This window comes from Ornithinibacillus gellani (assembly GCF_003730295.1).
In the GTDB taxonomy this organism is placed as follows: domain Bacteria; phylum Bacillota; class Bacilli; order Bacillales; family Amphibacillaceae; genus Ornithinibacillus_A; species Ornithinibacillus_A gellani.
Genome location: NZ_QTSZ01000029.1, coordinates 97,710 through 117,434, shown reverse-complemented (window position 1 = coordinate 117,434; position 19,725 = coordinate 97,710). Strand labels below are relative to the sequence as shown.

Genomic DNA, 19,725 nt, shown 5'->3' with positions numbered 1-19,725 from the left:
ATGCAAGTTATAAAAGTGAAAGACTACGCTGAAATGAGTGAAAAAGCTTGTGAATGGTTTGTTGGTAAGCTGAAAGAAATGGAAACCCCTGTGCTAGGTTTAGCAACAGGTTCTACACCAGAAGGTTTGTATGACCATTTAATTCAGAAATATAAAGATGGTGAAATATCTTTTCAGGATGTAAAAACGTTCAACTTGGACGAATATATTGGTCTTGCTGGTGACAACCCAAATAGCTATCGTTACTTTATGAATGAAAAGCTATTTAACAACATCGATATTAAACAAGAAAATACATTCGTTCCAAATGGTGTTGCAACAGATTTGGAAAAGGAATGCACAGATTATGAGCAACTCATTAAAGATGCTGGTGGCATTGATATTCAACTGCTTGGAATTGGTTCCAATGGACATATTGGCTTTAATGAACCAGGTGCAAAATTTGATGGCAGAACACATATTGAGAATTTAGCACAAGCAACCATAGATGCTAATGCAAGATTTTTTGATTCAATGGATGATGTTCCGAAGCAAGCAGTAACGATGGGAATTGGCTCGATTATTGAAAGTAAGGAAATCTTATTATTAGCTTCTGGGGAAAACAAAGCGGATGCAATCGCTGGCGTAATTGATGGTGAATTAACAGAGGCGCTACCGGCTTCTATTTTAAAACAACATCCACGCGTAACGATTATTGCAGACGAAGCAGCACTAGCTAAAGTAAAATAATCCAATATAAATCATTAAAAAATCGACGTATGAAATGAACTGCCCTACTAAAATGGGACACGCATAACCCCCCTATACGAGGCTGCTAAACGTCCAAACTTTTTGGGCGTTTGGTAGCCTAATTTTTCTTGTATCCTGTCTGAATGATAATACAACATATATTGATCGACACGGTCTGTGACTTCCTTCGTGCTAAGTGAGTGTATTTTTACAAACTGAAATTCCTCCGCTTTTAAATGTGAAAAGATTCAATAACCGCATTATCCCAGCAGTTCCCACGTCTGGACATGCTGGCCACCAGATGCCTTTCCTTTACAATATTTTGAATTGCATGGGATGTGTACACACTTCCCTGATCCGAAAAAAGGCCTGATTGGTTCAACTAACAATCAGTGGGAAAGTGCGAAAACCCCACTGATTGAAGTTTCACTATATCATTCAGAAGTGGATTTTACCTCTATTTCCATGTAAGCAGTATCTTTCTTTATGATCTCAAGTTGGTCATTTGTTAAATCGACGAGCCAATCAGTAAATGTCTGTTCTGTGCCTGCTTCCACATACACATCAAATGACACCTTATCCACATAATGAATATCCTTCAATACATAGGACGAGTTTCGCAAACTATTTTCCAGTTTGCCTAGAAGTGTATAATCGACAACGACAGTAAAACCTTGCATCAGCTGTCTTTTAACAATACCCGTCGTTTGAATTGCTTGGGAAGTTGTACTACCATAGGCGCGAATTAATCCACCAGCGCCAAGCTTGATTCCGCCAAAATATCTTGTCACAACGACCGCTGTATCCTTGAGTCCTTGTTTCTTTAAAACCTCCAAAATAGGTACACCAGCTGTTCCGCTAGGCTCCCCGTCATCATTTGCTTTTTGAATCTGGTCATTTTCTCCTATGAGATAGGCAGAACAATTATGTGTGGCATCATGGTACTTCTTTTTCATCTCTTGAATGAAGGCTTGTGCTGCTTCTTCTGTCTCAACCCGTCGAACGGTGCCGATAAAACGGGACTTTTGAATGATTATTTCATCTGTTCCATGAGACTTTACCGTGAAATATTTTTTTAACATTTAATTACTCCCTTAATCTATGAAAATAGTATATAATATAAGGATTGAAAGCTGTTTTATTTAATGGAACAGCTACCATATTCCTGGTTCAAAAGCAGGAATGCCGCCATACTTAGCGTAAGCGAATCCAACCATTGGGACTATGGATATGGCTCTTCGTCAAATAGGTCAATTGTAAGTGCGCAAAAAGACCCTATAAAAATGTTACATAACTGCGTATAATTATATCATAGGTTGGTGTCATAAAAAGATGTCTACGTTAAAACCCAAGGAGAAAGCATTGGATTATATTATTGATGAAATGGTAGAGGTAGTCGAAAAGAGTAAAGATGAAATATTCAATATAAGCGAAGAAGCTCGAGTGGAGCATGAAGAATTACGCCGTGAGCTTCGTGAGACAAAGGAAAGTGTCCTCGTGCATATTGATGAAGGCGATCAATTGGAGCAGCGTGTGCGCTATTCACGGCAACGGCTTTCAGAGGTCAGTAAATATTTTGACCGTTATTCTGAGCAGGAAATCCGTGAAGTATACGAAAGTACGCATGATATGCAGACAGAGCTTGCGATGCTGCGCCAGGAAGAAAAAAGTCTTCGCCTAAAACGGGACGAGCTGGAGAGAAGGATTCTTTCGCTTGGCCAGACAATTGAGCGTGCCAATGGCTTGGCAAGTAAAATCACTGTCATTTTAAATTATTTAAATGACGATTTTAAAAAGGTCAATGAGATGCTGGAAGAAGCGAAGGAAAAACAGGAGTTTGGTCTGAAAATCATTGAAGCTCAGGAAGAAGAGAGAAAGAAAATCTCTCGCGAAATTCATGATGGACCAGCCCAAATGCTAGCGAATATTTTATTACGATCGGAGTTGGTAGATCGAACATTCCGTGAAGGTAGCACTGACGATGCGTTAAAGGAAATTAAAAGCGTCCGAAAAATGATCCGTTCTTCCCTGTATGAGGTTAGAAGAATCATTTATGATTTGCGACCAATGGCATTGGATGATCTTGGCTTGCTTCCGACTATAAAACGGTACCTTGCAACAACTGAAGAATATAATCAAATCCGAATTGATTTTACTTCCATCGGGGAGGACAAACGTCTTTCGCAGCCATATGAGATTGCATTTTTCCGCCTTGTCCAAGAGGCAGTCCAAAATGCAGTCAAACATGCAGAGGCTTCACATATCCGAGTGAAATTGGAAATATACAAAGATCGTATTACCATGATTATTCAGGATAATGGCAAAGGCTTTGATCCAAAGCAAAAACGTGATAAATCTTTTGGGCTCATTGGTATGAGAGAACGCGTTGAGATGTTTGAAGGGAAACTGACAATTGATTCTGCAATTGGAAAAGGAACCCGAATTACAATCAAGGTACCATATAAACCAAATTAAGGGTATAATAAATAGAAAGTAATATGGTTGGCAACCAATTGTGTTTTACCATTGTTCAACACAAAAAAGAGATAAATAAAACAGCATGCATCTATCATAGCAATAGGTAACATTTGATCAGGAACAATATTTGGGAGGAACGGAGAAAATGAACACAACGAAGCCAATAAATATTATCTTAATCGATGACCATAAGCTATTTCGTGAAGGAGTCAAGCGTATCCTGGAATTTGAACCACAGTTTAATGTTGTCGCAGAGGGCGATGATGGCGCAGTAGCGAATAAGCTTGTAAAAGAATATAGTCCAGATGTTGTCTTAATGGATATCAATATGCCAAACATGAATGGTGTACAGGCAACAGCGGATTTGGTAAGACATTTTCCAAAAACGAGAGTCATTATATTATCTATTCATGACGACGAAAGTTATGTTACACATGCATTGAAAACTGGTGCACAGGGATACCTTCTGAAGGAAATGGATTCTGACTCCCTGATCGAAGCAATTCGAGTTGTCAGTGAAGGAGGTTCTTACCTGCATCCGAAGGTAACACATAATCTCGTGAAAGAATACCGTCGCTTGGCAGAGGAGAACATTACTAGTATTGCCGATAGTGGCGTTGAATTCCGTCGACCACTTCATTTGCTGACGAAACGTGAATGCGAAGTTTTACAGCTTTTGGCAGATGGTAAAAGTAACCGGGCTGTTGCAGAATCACTTTATATTAGTGAAAAAACAGTTAAAAATCATGTCAGTAATATTTTGCAAAAAATGAATGTAAATGATCGCACCCAAGCTGTAGTATCAGCAATTCGCAAGGGCTGGGTCGAAGTACTATAATATAGTGAAACTTCAATCCGTGGGGGTCATACAGCGGGTTAATCTGTGATAAAAAATGTGAAACGAAGTGTATGCGTACACGGGGCCACTGCGATTCATTGTTAGCATCATGCTGCAGTGCAAATCAATCGTGTAAATGCAAGTTGGATTTTGAAATGAATCCAACTTGCATTTTTTGCTTTTTCAACCTCCTATTCTATTGTGGATACCTTGGTTGTGATAAATGGCTATAGCGTCTTATATCGAGTAGAAACATACATATGCATGTCACCTATGACGGAAGATGCAGTTGAACCATATTTTGCAGGTGATTTTTCCAGTTCAATCATGTAGAATGATAGGATAAGAATAGAAGCTATTAACTTATATAGGAAAGAAGGGAGGGGACATGAATATGAAGGTTGCAGTGATGACGGATAGTACCGCTTATATCCCAAAGGAGCAACGGGATAAGCTTGGCATACATATGGTTCCCTTGAGTGTCGTATTTGGAGACAGTACATACGAGGAAGAAATTGATATAACTACGGATGAATTTTATGAGAAAATGAGAGATGAAAAGGAATTACCAAAAACCTCTCAACCATCAATCGGCTATATCACTTCAAAGCTGGAAGAGCTTGCTAAAGCCTATGATGCGGTTATTTCTATCCATTTATCAAGTGGGATTAGTGGCACGTATCAAGCAGTTATAAGTGCTGGAGACATGGTAGAAGGTATTGATGTATATGCCTATGATTCCGAAATAAGCTGTATGGCACAAGGCTTTTATGTGTTGGAGGCAGTTGCAATGGCTAATCAAGGCCATGCACCAGAAGAAATTATTGCTCGCTTGGATGAGATGAAAAAGAGCTTGCGCGCTTACTTTATGGTAGACGATTTATCTAATCTTCAAAAAGGTGGTCGTTTGAATAGCGCCCAAGCAATTGTAGGTAGTCTATTACAGGTAAAACCAATCCTCCATTTTGTTGATAAAGTTATCGTTCCATTTGAAAAAATTCGCACACGTAAAAAAGCGCTAAATCGTATTGTTGGCATGCTCGGTGATGATGCTGATGCTGGTCATGAACTACGAGTAGTCGTTATTCATGGGCATGATGAACCAGCAGCTATTGCTTTAAAAGAAGAGCTCATGGCAAAGTATACCAACCTAGAAGTTAGTATCAGTTATTTTGGCCCTGTTATTGGAACCCATCTTGGAGAAGGCGCCATTGGTGTATGCTGGTATAAAAAATAGCCCTTATATCATTTTAGAAGATTATACAAATCTTTAAATCATCTCTATTGCCACTAGTGTTTTTCTAGTGGCAGTATTTCCTTTCGTTCCCCCTAAACATACCTCATAAAAGGAGAGAATGGATATGCAGTCTATCAATCAGACAGTCCCCTCTTTCAACAAACCACTATCCACTGAACTATCTCGGCAATTTGCTGGAAAAAGATTATTACGGCAGGAAATTCAAGTAGAATCAACTGTATTTACACGACTGCTTGCAGAACAGCAATTTACCGCAACACCTTCCATGGTGCGACAGCAATGGAAATTAACATGCCAACGCTGTGGTAATCAGACCCCTCATTTAATTGGCAGGATGCCCTGTTTTCGTTGTCAATCAACGCACGCCTATTGTCGTAAATGTATTCATATGGGAAGGGTATCTGAATGTGAGGCCCTTTATATTTGGTCAGGAGAAATCCCTGGCTGGACAAAGCATGAAGACCCTTGCACATGGAAGGGGGAGCTAACCACACAGCAACAGCTGGCAGCAGATCGCATTGTTCAAGCTATTGACAACCAGGAAAAAGAGTTACTCGTCTATGCAGTATGTGGGGCTGGTAAAACAGAGATGTTATTTCCTGGTATTACCGCCGCACTCCAACGTGGTTGGCGCATTTGTATCGCTACGCCACGTGCGGATGTTGTTCGCGAATTAAAACCACGGTTGCAGACAGCCTATCACGATGTGTCGATTGAAGCACTATATGGCGGCAGTCCAGATCGTTCTGGCACAGCACAACTGCTGCTTGCAACCACCCATCAATTGCTGCGATTTTATCGGGCTTTTGATGTAATGATTATTGATGAAATAGATGCATTTCCCTACCACGCAGATGCATCACTTCCCTATGCCACGAAACATGCAATAACAAATCAGGCGACAACCATCTATTTAACAGCTACACCAAGGCCAAAGGATCAATCGCGTCTCAATAGAGGAAAGCTTCCTCATGTGTTCGTTCCTGTACGATACCATGGTCACCCTTTACCAGTACCCCAGTTGAAATTAGTTTGGTCATTAAAAAAACATATTCAGCATTTTACCATACCTAAAGAACTTTCAGATTGGTTAATTAACCGTAAACAGCCAAACCGCCAGCTCCTAATTTTTACACCAACTATTATGCTTGCCGAACGATTCTATACACCGATGGCTGCATTACTCCAGAATTTAGGGATAATAGAACACACAGAACAGCTTGCAACCGTACATGCTGAAGATCCTAATCGAACAGAGAAGGTACAGCAGTTCCGTAATAAAAAGCTACTCGTTTTGATTACAACAACTATCTTGGAAAGAGGGGTAACCTTTCCTTCTGTCGATGTGGCTATATTGGCTGCTGGTCATACGGTGTTTGACGAAGCGGCACTTGTACAAATAGCTGGACGAGCTGGTCGGAGTGGCGATGACCCAACAGGGGAAGTTATTTTCTTCCATGATGGGAAGACAGATGCAATGGTTCAGGCCATTCATTCCATCAAAAAAATGAATCATCGCGCAGGATTGGAATAATCGTGAAAAAGGAGGAAATACATGCATTGTTTATGGTGTCATGATTCAATCCTAGTGGAGGTAAGTTGGGGAAATGTATTCATGCCAAGTCGCAGGTCCCCTCTGTGTTCTGCTTGTACGAATAAACTGCAGCTGCTGGATGGAAGACGATGTGTTCGTTGTAGCAGGTATTCCAATCAAACTGTCTGTGGTGATTGTATATGGTGGAAAGATATCTTTCAGGATGAAGACCCGCTGGCCTGGAATTATTCTGTATACCATTATAATGATCCCATGAAAGAGATGATTAGCAGGTGGAAATACCGAGGGGATTATCTACTTGGCGAAGCCTTTCGATGGCCCTTTATAGATGCTTTTAAACAAAGCTTTTTAAAATGGGATAAAGCGGCAATACTTGTGCCTATCCCTCTTAGTGTGGTGCGTCATCGCGAACGAGGATTTAATCAAGCGGAAATGCTGACGGCTTTTTTGGATAGAAAGTCTGTGGCTTTGCTACAACGAAAAGATGGGGAAAAACAATCAAAAAAATCTCGACAAGATCGAATTTTTGCAGAAAACCCTTTTCGAATGAAAAAAACAATTAACAAACCAGTCATTCTTGTCGATGATATATATACAACAGGTGCGACCTTACGACATGCTGCGAATGTATTAAAGCAACAGGGCTGTCCAAAGGTTTGCGCATTCACACTCATTAGAGGATAAATGTTATGATGTATTTATCGAAAGGAAAGATTTATATATGGCTGAGTTAGCAAATTGTCCCCGCTGCGGCGCTGTTTTTGTTCAGATGATGCGTCCCATTTGTCAAAGCTGCTATCAGGCAGAAGAGAAGGATTTTCAAACAGTATATACTTTTTTGAAATCACATAAAAATAGAGAAGCAAGCTTGCAGGAAATAGCAGCGTCTACCGAGGTAGATGAATCCATTATTATTAAATTCATCCGCGAAAAACGCCTTAGAACATCTGAGTTTCCTGCACTTGGCTATCCATGTGAGCGATGTGGAACCTCCATTCAAACCGGTCATATTTGTGCGAATTGTTCAGATGAATTAAAAAGAGAACTCAAACATCACGAACGGGTTGAGGCGATCTCTTCAACAAGTAAAAAGCAGGAAAAACAGCCAATTTATTATACAATGGATCAATTTAAACAATAAACTTTATAAAATTGAAAACAAGTCGATAAAAGATAATAAGGCGAAAACGTTATGAATGGGGCAGTCACATGACTAGTGATTCACATCGCCAACAGATCATACAACATAGGTAAAATAATAGAATCTGGAGATGGGAACGAGGAATGCGGTCATTGACCATCAAACAGCATATTTATTGGATGACCATCAGGGATAGATGGTGATGCCCCATACTCAAAGAAAGGGTGAAGACCTTTGAAAATAAATGGTCCAAATCAAACGCATTTTAATCCGTATAACAATCAACTTCAAAAGCATGATCGTAAAGTGTCACAGTATAAGCAACAGGATCAGCTTGAGATTTCCAGTGAGGCAAAGGAATTGCAAGAAAGTGAGAAGCTGCATCCAAAAAGAGAAGCATATCTTCAGCAATTAAAAAAAGATATTCAAACCGGGAACTATGAGATTAATTATGAAAAAACAGCCCAAAAAATGATTGACTTTTGGTCGAAACAATAAAGAATAAATAGTCCAATCACGGACGTTCCATAAAGGGGAGAACCTTATGCAGTCCCTACAACTAATTAACGAATCAATTACTAATTTATGCACCATTCACGAAGAGCTATTACAGATTTCTGAACAAAAAACAGCGTATGTAAAAGAAGGAAACTTGGATAAGCTGCAGCAGATGCTTGGGCAGGAACGAAAGATAGTCCATGTACTGGAGTTAGCAGAAAGAAAACGCCAGGCAGCTGTTGAACAATGGTGTGCGGAGCAAAACTTGCCGGTTTCCGAGGGGAATATTACGACAATCCTTACACATATAGCAGACCATAAGATGCTTCAGGAGTTGGAGGAGCGGACCATTACCTTGTCAGAGCTTATCTTGAAAATTAAACAGCAGGAGCAGCTCAATCATATGCTGATTGCCCAATCGATGCAGTTTGTCCAATTTTCATTGGATCAGCTAAGTCCATCTATCTCCAAATTGAATTATGGTAGTGGAAAACAGACAGAAACAATGAAGCGATCTGTATTTGATTCGAAGGCATAATTGAAAAGAGCGATGAAAAAGGAGTAAGCATAATGAGCACATTCCACGGTTTAGAAATGGCCAAGCAGGCATTGTATGCCCAGCAGTCAGCACTATATACAACAGGACATAATATTGCCAATGCCAATACGGAAGGATATTCCAGACAGCGTGTTAATTTTGAAACGATGCCTGCTTATCCAAGCGGTTCCAGAAATCGTCCTCAATTACCTGGACAGATTGGTACTGGTGTCAAAACTGGTTCCATTGAGCGGATTCGTGATATGTTTTTAGACAATCAATTTCGTGCGGAAAATAGTAAAGCAGGCTATTGGGAGGCAAAATCAGAGGCATTATCTCGTATGGAGAACGTGCTAAATGAAACCAATGACAGTGGTCTAAGCAAGTCCATGGAGTTATTCTGGTCTTCCTTACAAGATTTAGCTGTCACTCCTGAAAACTCTGGTGCGCGTTCAGTCGTTGTTCAGAATGGTGTTGCCGTTGCTGAAACATTTAAGCATTTATCAGGCTCATTAAAAACCATTCAAAAAGATATTCAAAGTCAAATCGATGGTAAGATTAAAGATGCCAACTCACTTTTACGTGAAATTCATGCGATTAATGAGCAATTACAAAAGATTGAGCCCCATGGCTATTTAGCAAATGATTTATATGATGAAAGAGACCGTTTGGTTGATCAGCTTTCTACCATTGTAAATATACAAGTAACTTATACACCAAGCAGTGACCGTTCACCAAAAACGGCAGATGGTTTGGCAACAATTGAGTTAGTGGATGATAATGGTCAGCCTGTTGGTATTACGTTACTTCAGGGGAAGCCAGGTGATAATGAAGATCCCATTCATCCGCTTACATTGAATAAAGACACACATGCCGTTGAAATTGATGGACAGAAGCTACCAATGACAACAAATGGATCATTAAATGCACTCATTACTGCAAATGAAGTAGACTACCCTGAAATGCTGCAGAAACTAGATGACATGGCAGCTGCTTTTATATCTGCATTCAATGCCGTCCATGAAGCAGGATTTGGCATAGAAGGACAAACAGGAAATCCATTTTTTACTGGTACAAATGCTTCAGACATAGATGTGAGCCAAGCAATGAAAGACAACCCAGGTTTAGTTGCTGCTAGTGAAAATGGGAAAGCCGGCGATGGAAAAAATGCGTTAGCCCTATCCGGTGTTTTTGATCAATTGGATGTTGGACTTGGTGAAAAGGTATCGATCAAAGGATTTTATGAATCGGTTATAGGTGAGTTAGGTGTAAATGCCCGTGAGGCGAACCGGCAAACGAAAAATACAATGATTCTTCTATCTCAGGTTGATAATCAGCGGATGTCAGTTAGCGCTGTATCGTTGGACGAAGAAATGTCGAACATGATCAAGTTTCAGCATGCATTTAACGCTGCAGCTCGCAGTATGACAACCATTGATGAAATGCTGGACCGAATTATCAATAGTATGGGATTAGTAGGAAGGTAGGGTATATCATGCGTGTGACACAAAATATGTTAGCCAATAATATGCTTCGTAATATATCTAGTAGCTATTCCAAGTTAGGTAAATATATGGAGCAGTTAAATACAGGCAAGAAGGTGCATAAGCCATCAGATGATCCAGTGATTGTCATGAAAGGGATGAGCTATCGTTCAGAAGTATCCCGTATTGGCCAATATATGCGAAATACGGGTGAAGTGCATAATTGGATGGATAATAGTGATGCGGCATTGGATAAGGCAACTAAAACCTTACAAAAACTGCAGGAATTAGCGGTTCAAGCGAGCAATGATACATATGATGCGGAAGCACGGTCGAGTATTGCGGAAGAGGCTGCACAGTTGAAGGAGCATTTAATTAGTATTGCCAATACGAGTGTCAATGGAAAATATATCTTTAATGGCACGAATACAACTGAAAAGCCATATGATCCAGATGGTAATAAGCAAGATAGCTTTAATGCAGATACGGTGCTTATTGAAATCGCACCTGGTGTAACCTTAGAGGCCAATGTAAACGGTGACCGGGTCTTTGGTACCCCGGAAGGGACGGATGAAGGAAATGTATTTGAAGTGATAGATACATTCATCAACCGCTTAACCAATGAAGAAGGGGATATTAGTGCCAGTATTGAAGATTTGGAAGCCAGTCTAAATCAAGTAATTAATGCTAGAGCCGACTTAGGTGCGAGAATGAACAGACTTGATTTAATTGAGGATCGTTTGAGTGAACAGGAATTGGTCGCTACAAATATGATGTCGAAAAATGAAGACATTGATTATGAAAAGGTAATTACAGATTTAATCACGCAAGAAAGTATTCATCGTGCTGCATTGGCGGCAGGTTCAAAAATAATTCAACCATCACTACTGGATTTTCTACGTTAATTATTAACCCTGGCCCTAATGGAACCAGGGTTAACTTACGTAAAATGAGGTGTTCATAATGAATTTCCCGCAAATTCGTCTACAAACAGAACGCGCAATGATTGAAATAAGACAATTATCTGGTAAACAGGAGATTCAACAACCACCAGCCGTTTTAACGATGGAACAACCACGCGCAACGATGACAATGGAATCTGAACCGGCAACCTTAATGATTGACCAATCCAAGGCGTGGGAGGATATGAATTTATATGGCCCGTTAAAAAGCACTGCTAAGCAAGCCAGTGAAAGTAAGCAGGCAGTGTTGGACGGGATGGCAAGAAGAGCGGAACAGGGAAGTGCGTTAATGAAATTGGAGCAGGCAGGAAATCCGGTTGTTAGTCAAGCGATTCAAAATGGACATCGTTCCGAAAAACAAGTTGGGATTACCTTTATTCCGTCTGCATTTTCTGTGAAATTATCCAGCACTCCAGCTCAGCTTGACATCCGCGTCGAACCGAACCGACCAATTATCCAAGCAAAAACGAGCCCACCCAACATACAATATGAACGTGGAAAAGTAGATATTCGTATGAAGAATTATCAGCACCTTGATATATCATTTACAAATCTTTTAATTTAACACCATCGAAAGGGTGATAAACATGAATATTGAGACTAAATATTTAGGAACGGTAAAGGTAGAAAAGAAAGACATATTGCAATTTTCAAATGGAATACCGGGATTTCAACAGGAGAAGCAATTTGTTTTGCTTGGACTTCCCGGTAACCCACTGTTTCAAATTTTGCAATCGATCCAAACAGCTGATTTGGCATTTATTGTTGCTGACCCATATCATTTCTATCCGGAATATTCCTTTGAATTAGATGATAGCACTGTAGAAGCTTTACAAATCCAGTCACGAGAAGATGTGGTGGTGCTGTCTATTATTACATTGAAAGAGCCTTTTATGGATAGCACAATCAATTTAAAAGCCCCATTGATTATTAACCCAACCATCACATCTGGCAGGCAATACATATTGAATACCGATCACTATTCGATGAAAGCGTCTATTGCCCCAATGCGTAATACGATAGGGAAAGGGGAATGAAGATATGCTCGTACTTTCTAGAAAAAAGCAACAAGCAATCCAAATCGGTGATGATATAGAAATTACGGTAATTGCCATTGAAGGTGACCAGGTAAAGCTCGGTATTTCGGCACCAAAAACGACAGAGATACATCGGAAGGAAATTTATGTAGCCATTCAAGAACAAAATACAGAAGCGGCAAATCTTCAATTAGACATCATGAAAATCTTACAAACACAGGTAGATCAAGCTGAAGAAGATAAATAATGGAAAAAATTAAACAAAAGGTTCATTTGCTCCGATATAAGAAAAAAAGAGCAAGGGGCTGTAGGGCTTATGAGATTGGATCAGACCGCTGTGCATGCACAGACATCGATCACGAAAGATTCTATATCTACACTGGAGAATAGTACAAGAAATAGTGTACATCAGCAAGCAGCATTACTACAAGAACAAGGAAATAAAGTTCACAAAAGTGATGTAGAGACAGTTGTTAATAAAATCAATGAGTTTATTGAACCATTACGAACCAATTTGAAATTTCAATTTCATGAAAAGCTAAATGAATATTATGTCACTGTTGTTAATCCTTTAACGGATGAAGTGATCAAAGAAATACCTCCCAAGAAAATGCTCGATATGTACGCGGAAATGGCTGAGCTAATGGGAATTATGATTGATCAAAAGATTTAAGGAGCGTGTTTGTAGATGCGAATTGGTGGACTTGCATCAGGGATGGACATCGATGCTATTGTTGAGAAATTAATGTCTGCAGAAAGAATGCCATTGGATCGAATGCACCAGGATCGTACCCTGCTGGAATGGAAACGTGATGGATTTCGCGATATTAATAAAGCTTTATTTAAATTAGATGATTTAATGTTTGAAATGAAGCGAAGCAAAAATTATAATCCAAAAACAGCTGTATCTTCTCAAGAAAATGCTGTAACAGCGATTGCGGCAAGTGGCGTTCCAAAAGGTTCATATGATATAGAAGTGCAGCAATTAGCCAAAAACGCCATTAATTTCAGTGAACCATTAGGAATTGATCCGAAGCAGAAGCTGGGAGAAATCGATGGAATGCCATTAGGTGAATTTTCCTTTACAACCTTTGATGAAGATGGTAAGGAAAAAGTGCATACATTTGAAGTGACAGCAGAAGACACTTTAACAGATGTACTTAATCGAATTACAAGTGCAGATAATGATGTACGTGCGTTTTATGATACGCAATCTAAACGTGTCATACTGGAAACAACACGTACAGGTAAATATAACCCAGATGAAAATGGTAAGGAAATTGTGTTTGATGCGCAAGACAATGCATTTTTTTCGAACGTCCTGCAACTGGATGCAGCGAATGAAAAAGGCGGACAGAATGCCAAGTTTATTTACAATGGTGAATTGGAACTAGAATCCAAGGATAACGAATATCAATTAAATGGGATTACGTTTCAGTTTAAGAATGTAACAGAAGGAAATGCCACCATCACGATTGATCATGATGTGGACTCAACATTTGATTTAATTATGAACTTCGTGAATACGTATAATGAAGTTGTTGAAGTCATGAATAAATCACAGCAAGAGGAAAAATTTCGCGATTTCAAGCCATTGACAGATGCTCAAAAGAAAGAAATGAGCGAAGATGAAATTAAAAAATGGGAAGAAAAAGCAAAAAGCGGCTTATTACGCGGTGAATCTGCCATTTCCAATGGCCTATATGATATTCGTTCCAGCTGGTATTCAAAGGTGGATACAGGTGGAGCTTTTACAACTTTAACACAGGTTGGAATTCAAACCTCTAGTGCATACCGAGACGGCGGAAAGCTCGTTGTAAATGAAGAAAAACTGAAAGAAGCCTTACGTAATGATCCAGATAGTGTCCAAAAGTTATTCACCAATAATGCAAAGGACGGATCACGCGGGCTTATTAACCGATTAGAGGATTCCATTGATTCTACGATGAAAGCAATCGAAACGAAAGCTGGTAAGAGTACGAGTACATTGGAAAATTATACACTTGGGAAACAAATGAAGGATTTGAATGAACGAATTACAACTTTTGAAAAAAGACTTGTTCGATTAGAATCAAGATATTGGAGTCAGTTTACAGCAATGGAAAAGGCAATTTCAAATATGAACTCACAAGCAGATTATTTGATGTCACAATTCGGATAATACATGGTTAAAGACTTCAGTTACTGGCAGAGCGAGGAGTGAACAGATTGGCAGTTAATAAATTTGAAACCTACCAGAATAATGCGGTGAATACAGCATCAGGTGGAGAACTGACAATGATGCTTTATAATGGCTGTATGAAATTTATTAAACAAGCAATAAAAGATATGGAACAGAAGGATATTGAAAAAAAGAATGAACATATCCAAAAGGCACAACGAATTATACAGGAATTGATGATCACATTGGACCAAAAGGTTGAGCTTTCGAAACAAATGCTTCCGTTGTATGAATATATGTATCATCGATTAATGGAAGCGAATATAAATAACGATCCTTCGATGCTGGAAGAAGTACTTGCATATGTGGTTGAATTTCGTGACGTGTGGAAAGAAGTATTGCTCCAGTCTAGAACAAGCGGGTATACACAGGGTGCGCGTATCTAATGAATAGATTACAGCAGACGCTTGAAATCACCTTGCAACTGACAACTGTATTGGGTCAGGAAATCACACCGAAAAATCGTGAAGCCATTATTTTTGAAGTACATGAATTAATCGAAGCTCGAGCTGTTTCAATGGAGCAATTACAACCACCATTTTCGGAAGAAGAAACGAAAATAGGCAAAGAGCTTGTTACCATGAATTCAACCATCCAGGCGCAGCTGGAACAACTATTTTCTGAGTTAAAGGAAGAAATGCGTCAGGTAAAAAAACAAAAGAAATCAAATCGAAATTACACGAATCCTTATAAATCGGTGCAAGCATTAGATGGTATGTTTTTGGATAGCAAACAATAAGTGGATGTAAACAACAGTCTTCATAGAAAGGAAAAAGCATTTACTTTCTTTATGAAGGCTGTTTATTTAGGAAAAAATACCTAAGATGAACATGGAGAAAACAAGCGGTATGACTTGAAACAAGTGTCAGATAATAAATCATTTATCTTGTTGCTGTATCCGTTAATATGAAGGGGAATCACACGCCAATATGAGATGCAGAACACATTATAAGAAACGAATTGCCCAGATGTTTTTCGCCTTTTCGCTAGTTTAAACAAGATTTTTCTAGGGTAACATAGTATACTAAAGACATAACGCAAAGGGAGGACACTTTTATGGAATATAACATTCGCGGGGAGAATATTGAGGTAACGGATGCTATCCGGGAGTACACCGAAAAGAAGATTAATAAATTGGAACGGTATTTTGATACACCGCCAACTTCTGATGTACATGTCAATTTAAGTGTCTATAATGATGAACAGCAAATTGAGGTTACCATACCAATGACGAATTTGCTACTGCGTGGAGAGGTTCAGCACAATGACCTATATGCTGCCATTGACTTGGTAGTGGACAAGCTGGAGCGTCAAATCCGTAAATATAAAACGAAAGTAAATCGAAAATTTCGTCAGGATGGATCTCCAAAATACATTTTCGCAGAACTTGAAAAAGAAGCACAAAATCAAAAAATCCAAGAAGAAGAAAACGAAATTGAAATTGTACGTACGAAACGCTTTAATTTGAAGCCTATGGATTCTGAGGAAGCCATTTTACAAATGGATATGCTGGGGCATGCGTTCTTCGTATTTACAAATGCTATTTCTGGTGACACAAACGTTGTATATCGTCGTAAAGATGGAAGATACGGTTTGATTGAACCAAATAGTTAAACATCATAGAGGAAGCGATTTTTGGTTTACATCCAAAAATCGCTTTTTTTGTTTGATTAAAATCGTTTCGACATCATCCAACAGATCACTACGTCGAATAAAGTCGAACGAAACACCATATTTCATATTTGAATGCCGGTTGAATCATTAAAACAATGTAAAACGGTCATTTCAACCGATTTTATGTATAAATTTACTGGAATTATGTCGAAATGCATACCAAAATGCATAATTGGTAAATAGGCATAAAGAACTGATTATGGTATAAAAGGATTAGTAGCAGAACGGGAGGAATGTGTAATGAGTGAGCGGTCTTTTATTGGTCTTAAAGAACTGACAATGAAAATTCGTCAGCAGGAGGATACAATTGCACAGCTGGTTGATATTTTAGCATCAACAAATCAACGTGTATCTGAACTATCTAAACGGTTTACGGAAATTCAGCATTATGCTATTTCACCCCGTCGGATTTCCCCGGAACAAGATTCCTCTCGATCCACGTATTTAAGAAATAACCCCAATGATTAAGAGCAGCTCATCCCCGGGCTGCTCTTGCCTTTATTTCCACACCATTAGACGGCTTATTCAAGTTGTCAAGCACCTGCCACTAGTGTTATTATAAATGTTGGAATGCTATCTAGGGCTTCCATTTTTTAATAGAGGAACTTGTCTCTATGTTCAGCATTAAACATAGTCAACGATGTGCATAACAAGTGCATGAATGATGATTTTTGGCATAAAGCTGTTATAAAATTTTTTAGCTAGTTGAAGGAGCGTTAAAGATGGCAGGGATTTTAAAAAAGATATTTGGCGATGGTAATCAAAGACAACTCAATCGACTACAGAAAATTGTAGACGAAATTGAAGCTTTAGAACCCGAGATGGAAAAGCTTTCGGATGAACATATACAGAAAAAAACGACAGAATTTAAAGAACGGTATGCGAATGGGGAAAGCTTGGATGATTTACTCGTTGAAGCTTATGCGGTTGTACGTGAAGCCTCTAAACGTGTGTTAAACATGCGACCATTTCCCGTTCAGCTGGTAGGCGCTGTTGCGCTTCATGAAGGAAATATTGCTGAAATGAAAACAGGGGAAGGTAAAACATTAGCTTCCACCATGCCAGCTTATTTAAATGCCATTTCTGGTGATGGTGTTCATATTATTACCGTGAATGAATACTTGGCAGATCGTGACGCCAGTGAAATGGGTCAGTTATATGAGTTTTTAGGTTTAACTGTTGGACTAAATGGAAATGGATTGTCCAAAGAAGAAAAACGAGAAGCTTATCAGGCTGATATTACGTACGGTACTAACAATGAATTTGGTTTTGATTATTTACGGGACAATATGGTGCTTTACAAAGAACAAATGGTACAACGACCATTGAATTTTGCTATCATTGATGAGGTTGACTCTATTTTAATTGACGAAGCAAGGACACCATTAATTATTTCCGGATCTGCCCAAAAGTCAGCAGCACTTTATCAGCAAGCAAATGGTTTCGTGATCACATTAAATCGTGAAACAGATTATACGTACGATGAAAAGACAAAAGGTGTGCAGCTCACTGAAGAAGGAATTAATAAGGCAGAGAAATATTTCTCCATTGAAAACTTATATGATTTGAGTAATGTATCTTTAACCCATCATATTAACCAAGCCCTAAAAGCGCATGTGTCTATGCATCGCGATACAGATTATGTGATTGAAGAAGGCGAAGTAGTTATTGTTGACCAGTTTACAGGCCGTTTAATGAAGGGACGTCGTTATAGCGATGGGCTTCATCAGGCAATTGAAGCAAAAGAAGGCATGCAAATTCAAAATGAAAGCATGACACTTGCTTCCATTACCTTCCAGAACTTTTTCCGGATGTACAATAAACTAGCTGGTATGACAGGTACGGCAAAAACGGAAGAAGAAGAATTTCGTAACATTTACAATATGGATGTTATTGCAATACCGACGAATCGTCCGATTACGAGAGATGATAGGGCGGATATGATTTATAAATCCATGGACGGTAAATTCCGTGCGGTCGTGGAAACCATTAAAGAGAGACATCAATCTGGACAACCAGTGCTAGTCGGGACGGTTGCCGTTGAAACATCAGAATTAATTTCTAATTTGCTTAAAAAAGCTGGCTTACGCCATAATGTGTTAAACGCAAAAAACCATTATCGTGAAGCAGAAATTATTGAAAATGCGGGTCAGCCAGGTGCGATTACGATTGCTACAAACATGGCTGGTCGTGGTACAGACATTAAACTTGGTGAAGGTGTAAAAGAACTTGGTGGTCTTGCTGTAATTGGTACAGAGCGACATGAATCACGACGGATAGATAACCAGCTTCGTGGTCGTTCCGGACGTCAAGGAGACCCAGGACTTTCTCAGTTTTACTTGTCGATGGAAGACGAACTCATGCGTCGCTTTGGTTCAGATAATTTGAAAACGATGATGGAACGTCTTGGCATGGATGATACCCAACCAATTGAAAGTAAAATGGTTTCTCGTGCAGTTGAATCTGCCCAGAAGCGTGTGGAAGGAAATAACTTCGACGCCCGTAAAACGGTACTATCTTATGATGATGTACTACGGGAACAACGTGAAATTATTTATAAGCAGCGTTTCGAAGTCATTGACTCTGATGGGGATGATTTGCGCGAAATTATTATCCATATGATCACTTCAGCCCTGGAGCGGGTCGTTCATATGCATACACAGGATGATGATGAGGATAATTGGGATTTGCAGTCCATTGTCGATTATGCCCATGGTAACCTTGTCGAGACGGAAGATGTATCGATTGAATCACTACGGGGCAAAGAAGATGAAGAAATTGTTGCCTTTATCATGGATAAAGTAAATATGCGCTATGATGAGAAGGAAGAAGAACTGTCTGCGGAGCAGATGCGTGAATTTGAAAAAGTAATCTTGCTACGCACCGTGGATACAAAATGGATGGATCACATTGACCAGATGGATCAACTGCGTCAGGGAATTCATTTACGGGCCTATGGTCAAAACGATCCACTAAGTGAGTACCAAACAGAAGGCTTTGCAATGTTTGAAACGATGATTGCAAGTATAGAGGATGAAGTTGCTAAGTATATCATGAAAGCACAAATCCGTGAAAATCTGCAACGTCAAGAGGTAGTTAAAAATACACAAGCAGTTTCCGGCGGTGAAGAAAAAGAGAAAAAGAAACGGAAGCCATATGTAAGAAAGCATAATATCGGAAGAAATGACCCGTGTCCATGCGGTAGCGGTAAAAAGTTTAAAAACTGTCATGGCCAATAAGTTAGAAAAACACTCCCAAAGCGGGAGTGTTTTCATTGCTGTTCATAACATATAGTGAAAAAACATAAGAGGT

23 protein-coding genes are annotated in these 19,725 nt (G+C 39.3%); 21 read left to right on the top strand and 2 right to left on the bottom strand.

Translation table 11 applies throughout. From position 1 onward, the window contains the following. The gene (gene nagB / locus DX933_RS08780; protein ID WP_123316067.1) at positions 1-729 is read left to right on the top strand and encodes a glucosamine-6-phosphate deaminase; all 729 of its coding nucleotides are present in this window, start codon (positions 1-3) and stop codon (positions 727-729) included. A 47-nt stretch (positions 730-776) separates the two neighbouring features. Here nagB and DX933_RS18895 read toward each other — a convergent pair whose 3' ends face one another. Together DX933_RS18895 and DX933_RS08770 are read right to left on the bottom strand one after the other, a co-directional pair. Continuing rightward, positions 777-935: a hypothetical protein gene (locus DX933_RS18895; protein ID WP_397316330.1), complete on the bottom strand. Its 159-nt coding sequence runs from the start codon at positions 933-935 to the stop codon at positions 777-779. A gap of 228 nt (positions 936-1,163) precedes the next feature. Continuing rightward, entirely contained in the window at positions 1,164-1,811 is a 648-nt protein-coding gene (locus tag DX933_RS08770; RefSeq protein ID WP_123316065.1) for a YigZ family protein, read from the bottom strand. Positions 1,812-2,061: 250 nt separating this feature from the next. Between DX933_RS08770 and DX933_RS08765 the strand changes: the two genes are divergently transcribed. The 20 genes from DX933_RS08765 (at position 2,062) to secA (ending at position 19,652) form a co-directional block, all read left to right on the top strand. After that, positions 2,062-3,204, top strand: a complete 1,143-nt coding sequence (locus DX933_RS08765) for a sensor histidine kinase (protein WP_123316064.1) — start codon at positions 2,062-2,064, stop codon at positions 3,202-3,204. Positions 3,205-3,352: 148 nt separating this feature from the next. Beyond that, entirely contained in the window at positions 3,353-4,045 is a 693-nt protein-coding gene (locus DX933_RS08760) for a response regulator (RefSeq protein ID WP_123316063.1), read from the top strand. 394 nt (positions 4,046-4,439) lie between these two features. Further along, positions 4,440-5,282, top strand: a complete 843-nt coding sequence (locus DX933_RS08755; protein ID WP_123316062.1) for a DegV family protein — start codon at positions 4,440-4,442, stop codon at positions 5,280-5,282. A 124-nt stretch (positions 5,283-5,406) separates the two neighbouring features. Next, positions 5,407-6,837: a DEAD/DEAH box helicase gene (locus tag DX933_RS08750; protein WP_123316061.1), complete on the top strand. Its 1,431-nt coding sequence runs from the start codon at positions 5,407-5,409 to the stop codon at positions 6,835-6,837. A gap of 21 nt (positions 6,838-6,858) precedes the next feature. Further along, positions 6,859-7,542 carry a ComF family protein gene (locus DX933_RS08745; RefSeq protein ID WP_123316060.1) on the top strand — a complete coding sequence of 228 codons (684 nt, stop codon included), beginning with the start codon at positions 6,859-6,861 and terminating at the stop codon, positions 7,540-7,542. A gap of 37 nt (positions 7,543-7,579) precedes the next feature. After that, positions 7,580-7,999: a TIGR03826 family flagellar region protein gene (locus DX933_RS08740; RefSeq protein ID WP_123316059.1), complete on the top strand. Its 420-nt coding sequence runs from the start codon at positions 7,580-7,582 to the stop codon at positions 7,997-7,999. A 234-nt stretch (positions 8,000-8,233) separates the two neighbouring features. Then, a complete protein-coding gene (gene flgM, locus DX933_RS08735; RefSeq protein WP_123316058.1) occupies positions 8,234-8,497 on the top strand; it encodes a flagellar biosynthesis anti-sigma factor FlgM in 264 nt (87 codons plus the stop codon). Positions 8,498-8,543: 46 nt separating this feature from the next. Continuing rightward, positions 8,544-9,035, top strand: coding sequence for a flagellar protein FlgN (locus DX933_RS08730; RefSeq protein WP_123316057.1), 492 nt, complete (start codon positions 8,544-8,546; stop codon positions 9,033-9,035). A gap of 32 nt (positions 9,036-9,067) precedes the next feature. After that, a complete protein-coding gene (gene flgK / locus DX933_RS08725) occupies positions 9,068-10,522 on the top strand; it encodes a flagellar hook-associated protein FlgK (protein ID WP_190279466.1) in 1,455 nt (484 codons plus the stop codon). A gap of 8 nt (positions 10,523-10,530) precedes the next feature. After that, complete coding sequence (flgL, locus tag DX933_RS08720) at positions 10,531-11,424, top strand: flagellar hook-associated protein FlgL (protein ID WP_123316055.1); 894 nt, start codon at positions 10,531-10,533, stop codon at positions 11,422-11,424. Positions 11,425-11,482: 58 nt separating this feature from the next. After that, a complete protein-coding gene (locus DX933_RS08715) occupies positions 11,483-12,046 on the top strand; it encodes a DUF6470 family protein (protein WP_123316054.1) in 564 nt (187 codons plus the stop codon). A 22-nt stretch (positions 12,047-12,068) separates the two neighbouring features. Next, a complete protein-coding gene (gene fliW / locus DX933_RS08710) occupies positions 12,069-12,518 on the top strand; it encodes a flagellar assembly protein FliW (protein ID WP_123316053.1) in 450 nt (149 codons plus the stop codon). Positions 12,519-12,522: 4 nt separating this feature from the next. Then, complete coding sequence (gene csrA / locus DX933_RS08705; RefSeq protein WP_123316052.1) at positions 12,523-12,765, top strand: carbon storage regulator CsrA; 243 nt, start codon at positions 12,523-12,525, stop codon at positions 12,763-12,765. Positions 12,766-12,834: 69 nt separating this feature from the next. Further along, complete coding sequence (gene flaG / locus DX933_RS08700) at positions 12,835-13,191, top strand: flagellar protein FlaG (RefSeq protein ID WP_123316051.1); 357 nt, start codon at positions 12,835-12,837, stop codon at positions 13,189-13,191. 15 nt (positions 13,192-13,206) lie between these two features. Continuing rightward, positions 13,207-14,679, top strand: coding sequence for a flagellar hook-associated protein 2 (locus DX933_RS08695; RefSeq protein WP_123316050.1), 1,473 nt, complete (start codon positions 13,207-13,209; stop codon positions 14,677-14,679). A gap of 47 nt (positions 14,680-14,726) precedes the next feature. After that, the gene (gene fliS / locus DX933_RS08690) at positions 14,727-15,125 is read left to right on the top strand and encodes a flagellar export chaperone FliS (protein WP_123316049.1); all 399 of its coding nucleotides are present in this window, start codon (positions 14,727-14,729) and stop codon (positions 15,123-15,125) included. Next, complete coding sequence (locus DX933_RS08685) at positions 15,125-15,478, top strand: flagellar protein FliT (protein WP_123316048.1); 354 nt, start codon at positions 15,125-15,127, stop codon at positions 15,476-15,478. The genes fliS and DX933_RS08685 overlap by 1 nt, the downstream gene beginning before the upstream one ends. Positions 15,479-15,795: 317 nt before the next feature. Further along, positions 15,796-16,353 (top strand): ribosome hibernation-promoting factor, HPF/YfiA family, encoded by a 558-nt coding sequence (gene hpf, locus DX933_RS08680; protein WP_123316047.1) that lies wholly within the window; start codon positions 15,796-15,798, stop codon positions 16,351-16,353. A 300-nt stretch (positions 16,354-16,653) separates the two neighbouring features. Continuing rightward, complete coding sequence (locus DX933_RS08675; RefSeq protein ID WP_123316046.1) at positions 16,654-16,881, top strand: hypothetical protein; 228 nt, start codon at positions 16,654-16,656, stop codon at positions 16,879-16,881. A gap of 254 nt (positions 16,882-17,135) precedes the next feature. After that, the gene (secA, locus tag DX933_RS08670) at positions 17,136-19,652 is read left to right on the top strand and encodes a preprotein translocase subunit SecA (RefSeq protein ID WP_123316045.1); all 2,517 of its coding nucleotides are present in this window, start codon (positions 17,136-17,138) and stop codon (positions 19,650-19,652) included. Positions 19,653-19,725 lie beyond the last annotated feature (73 nt).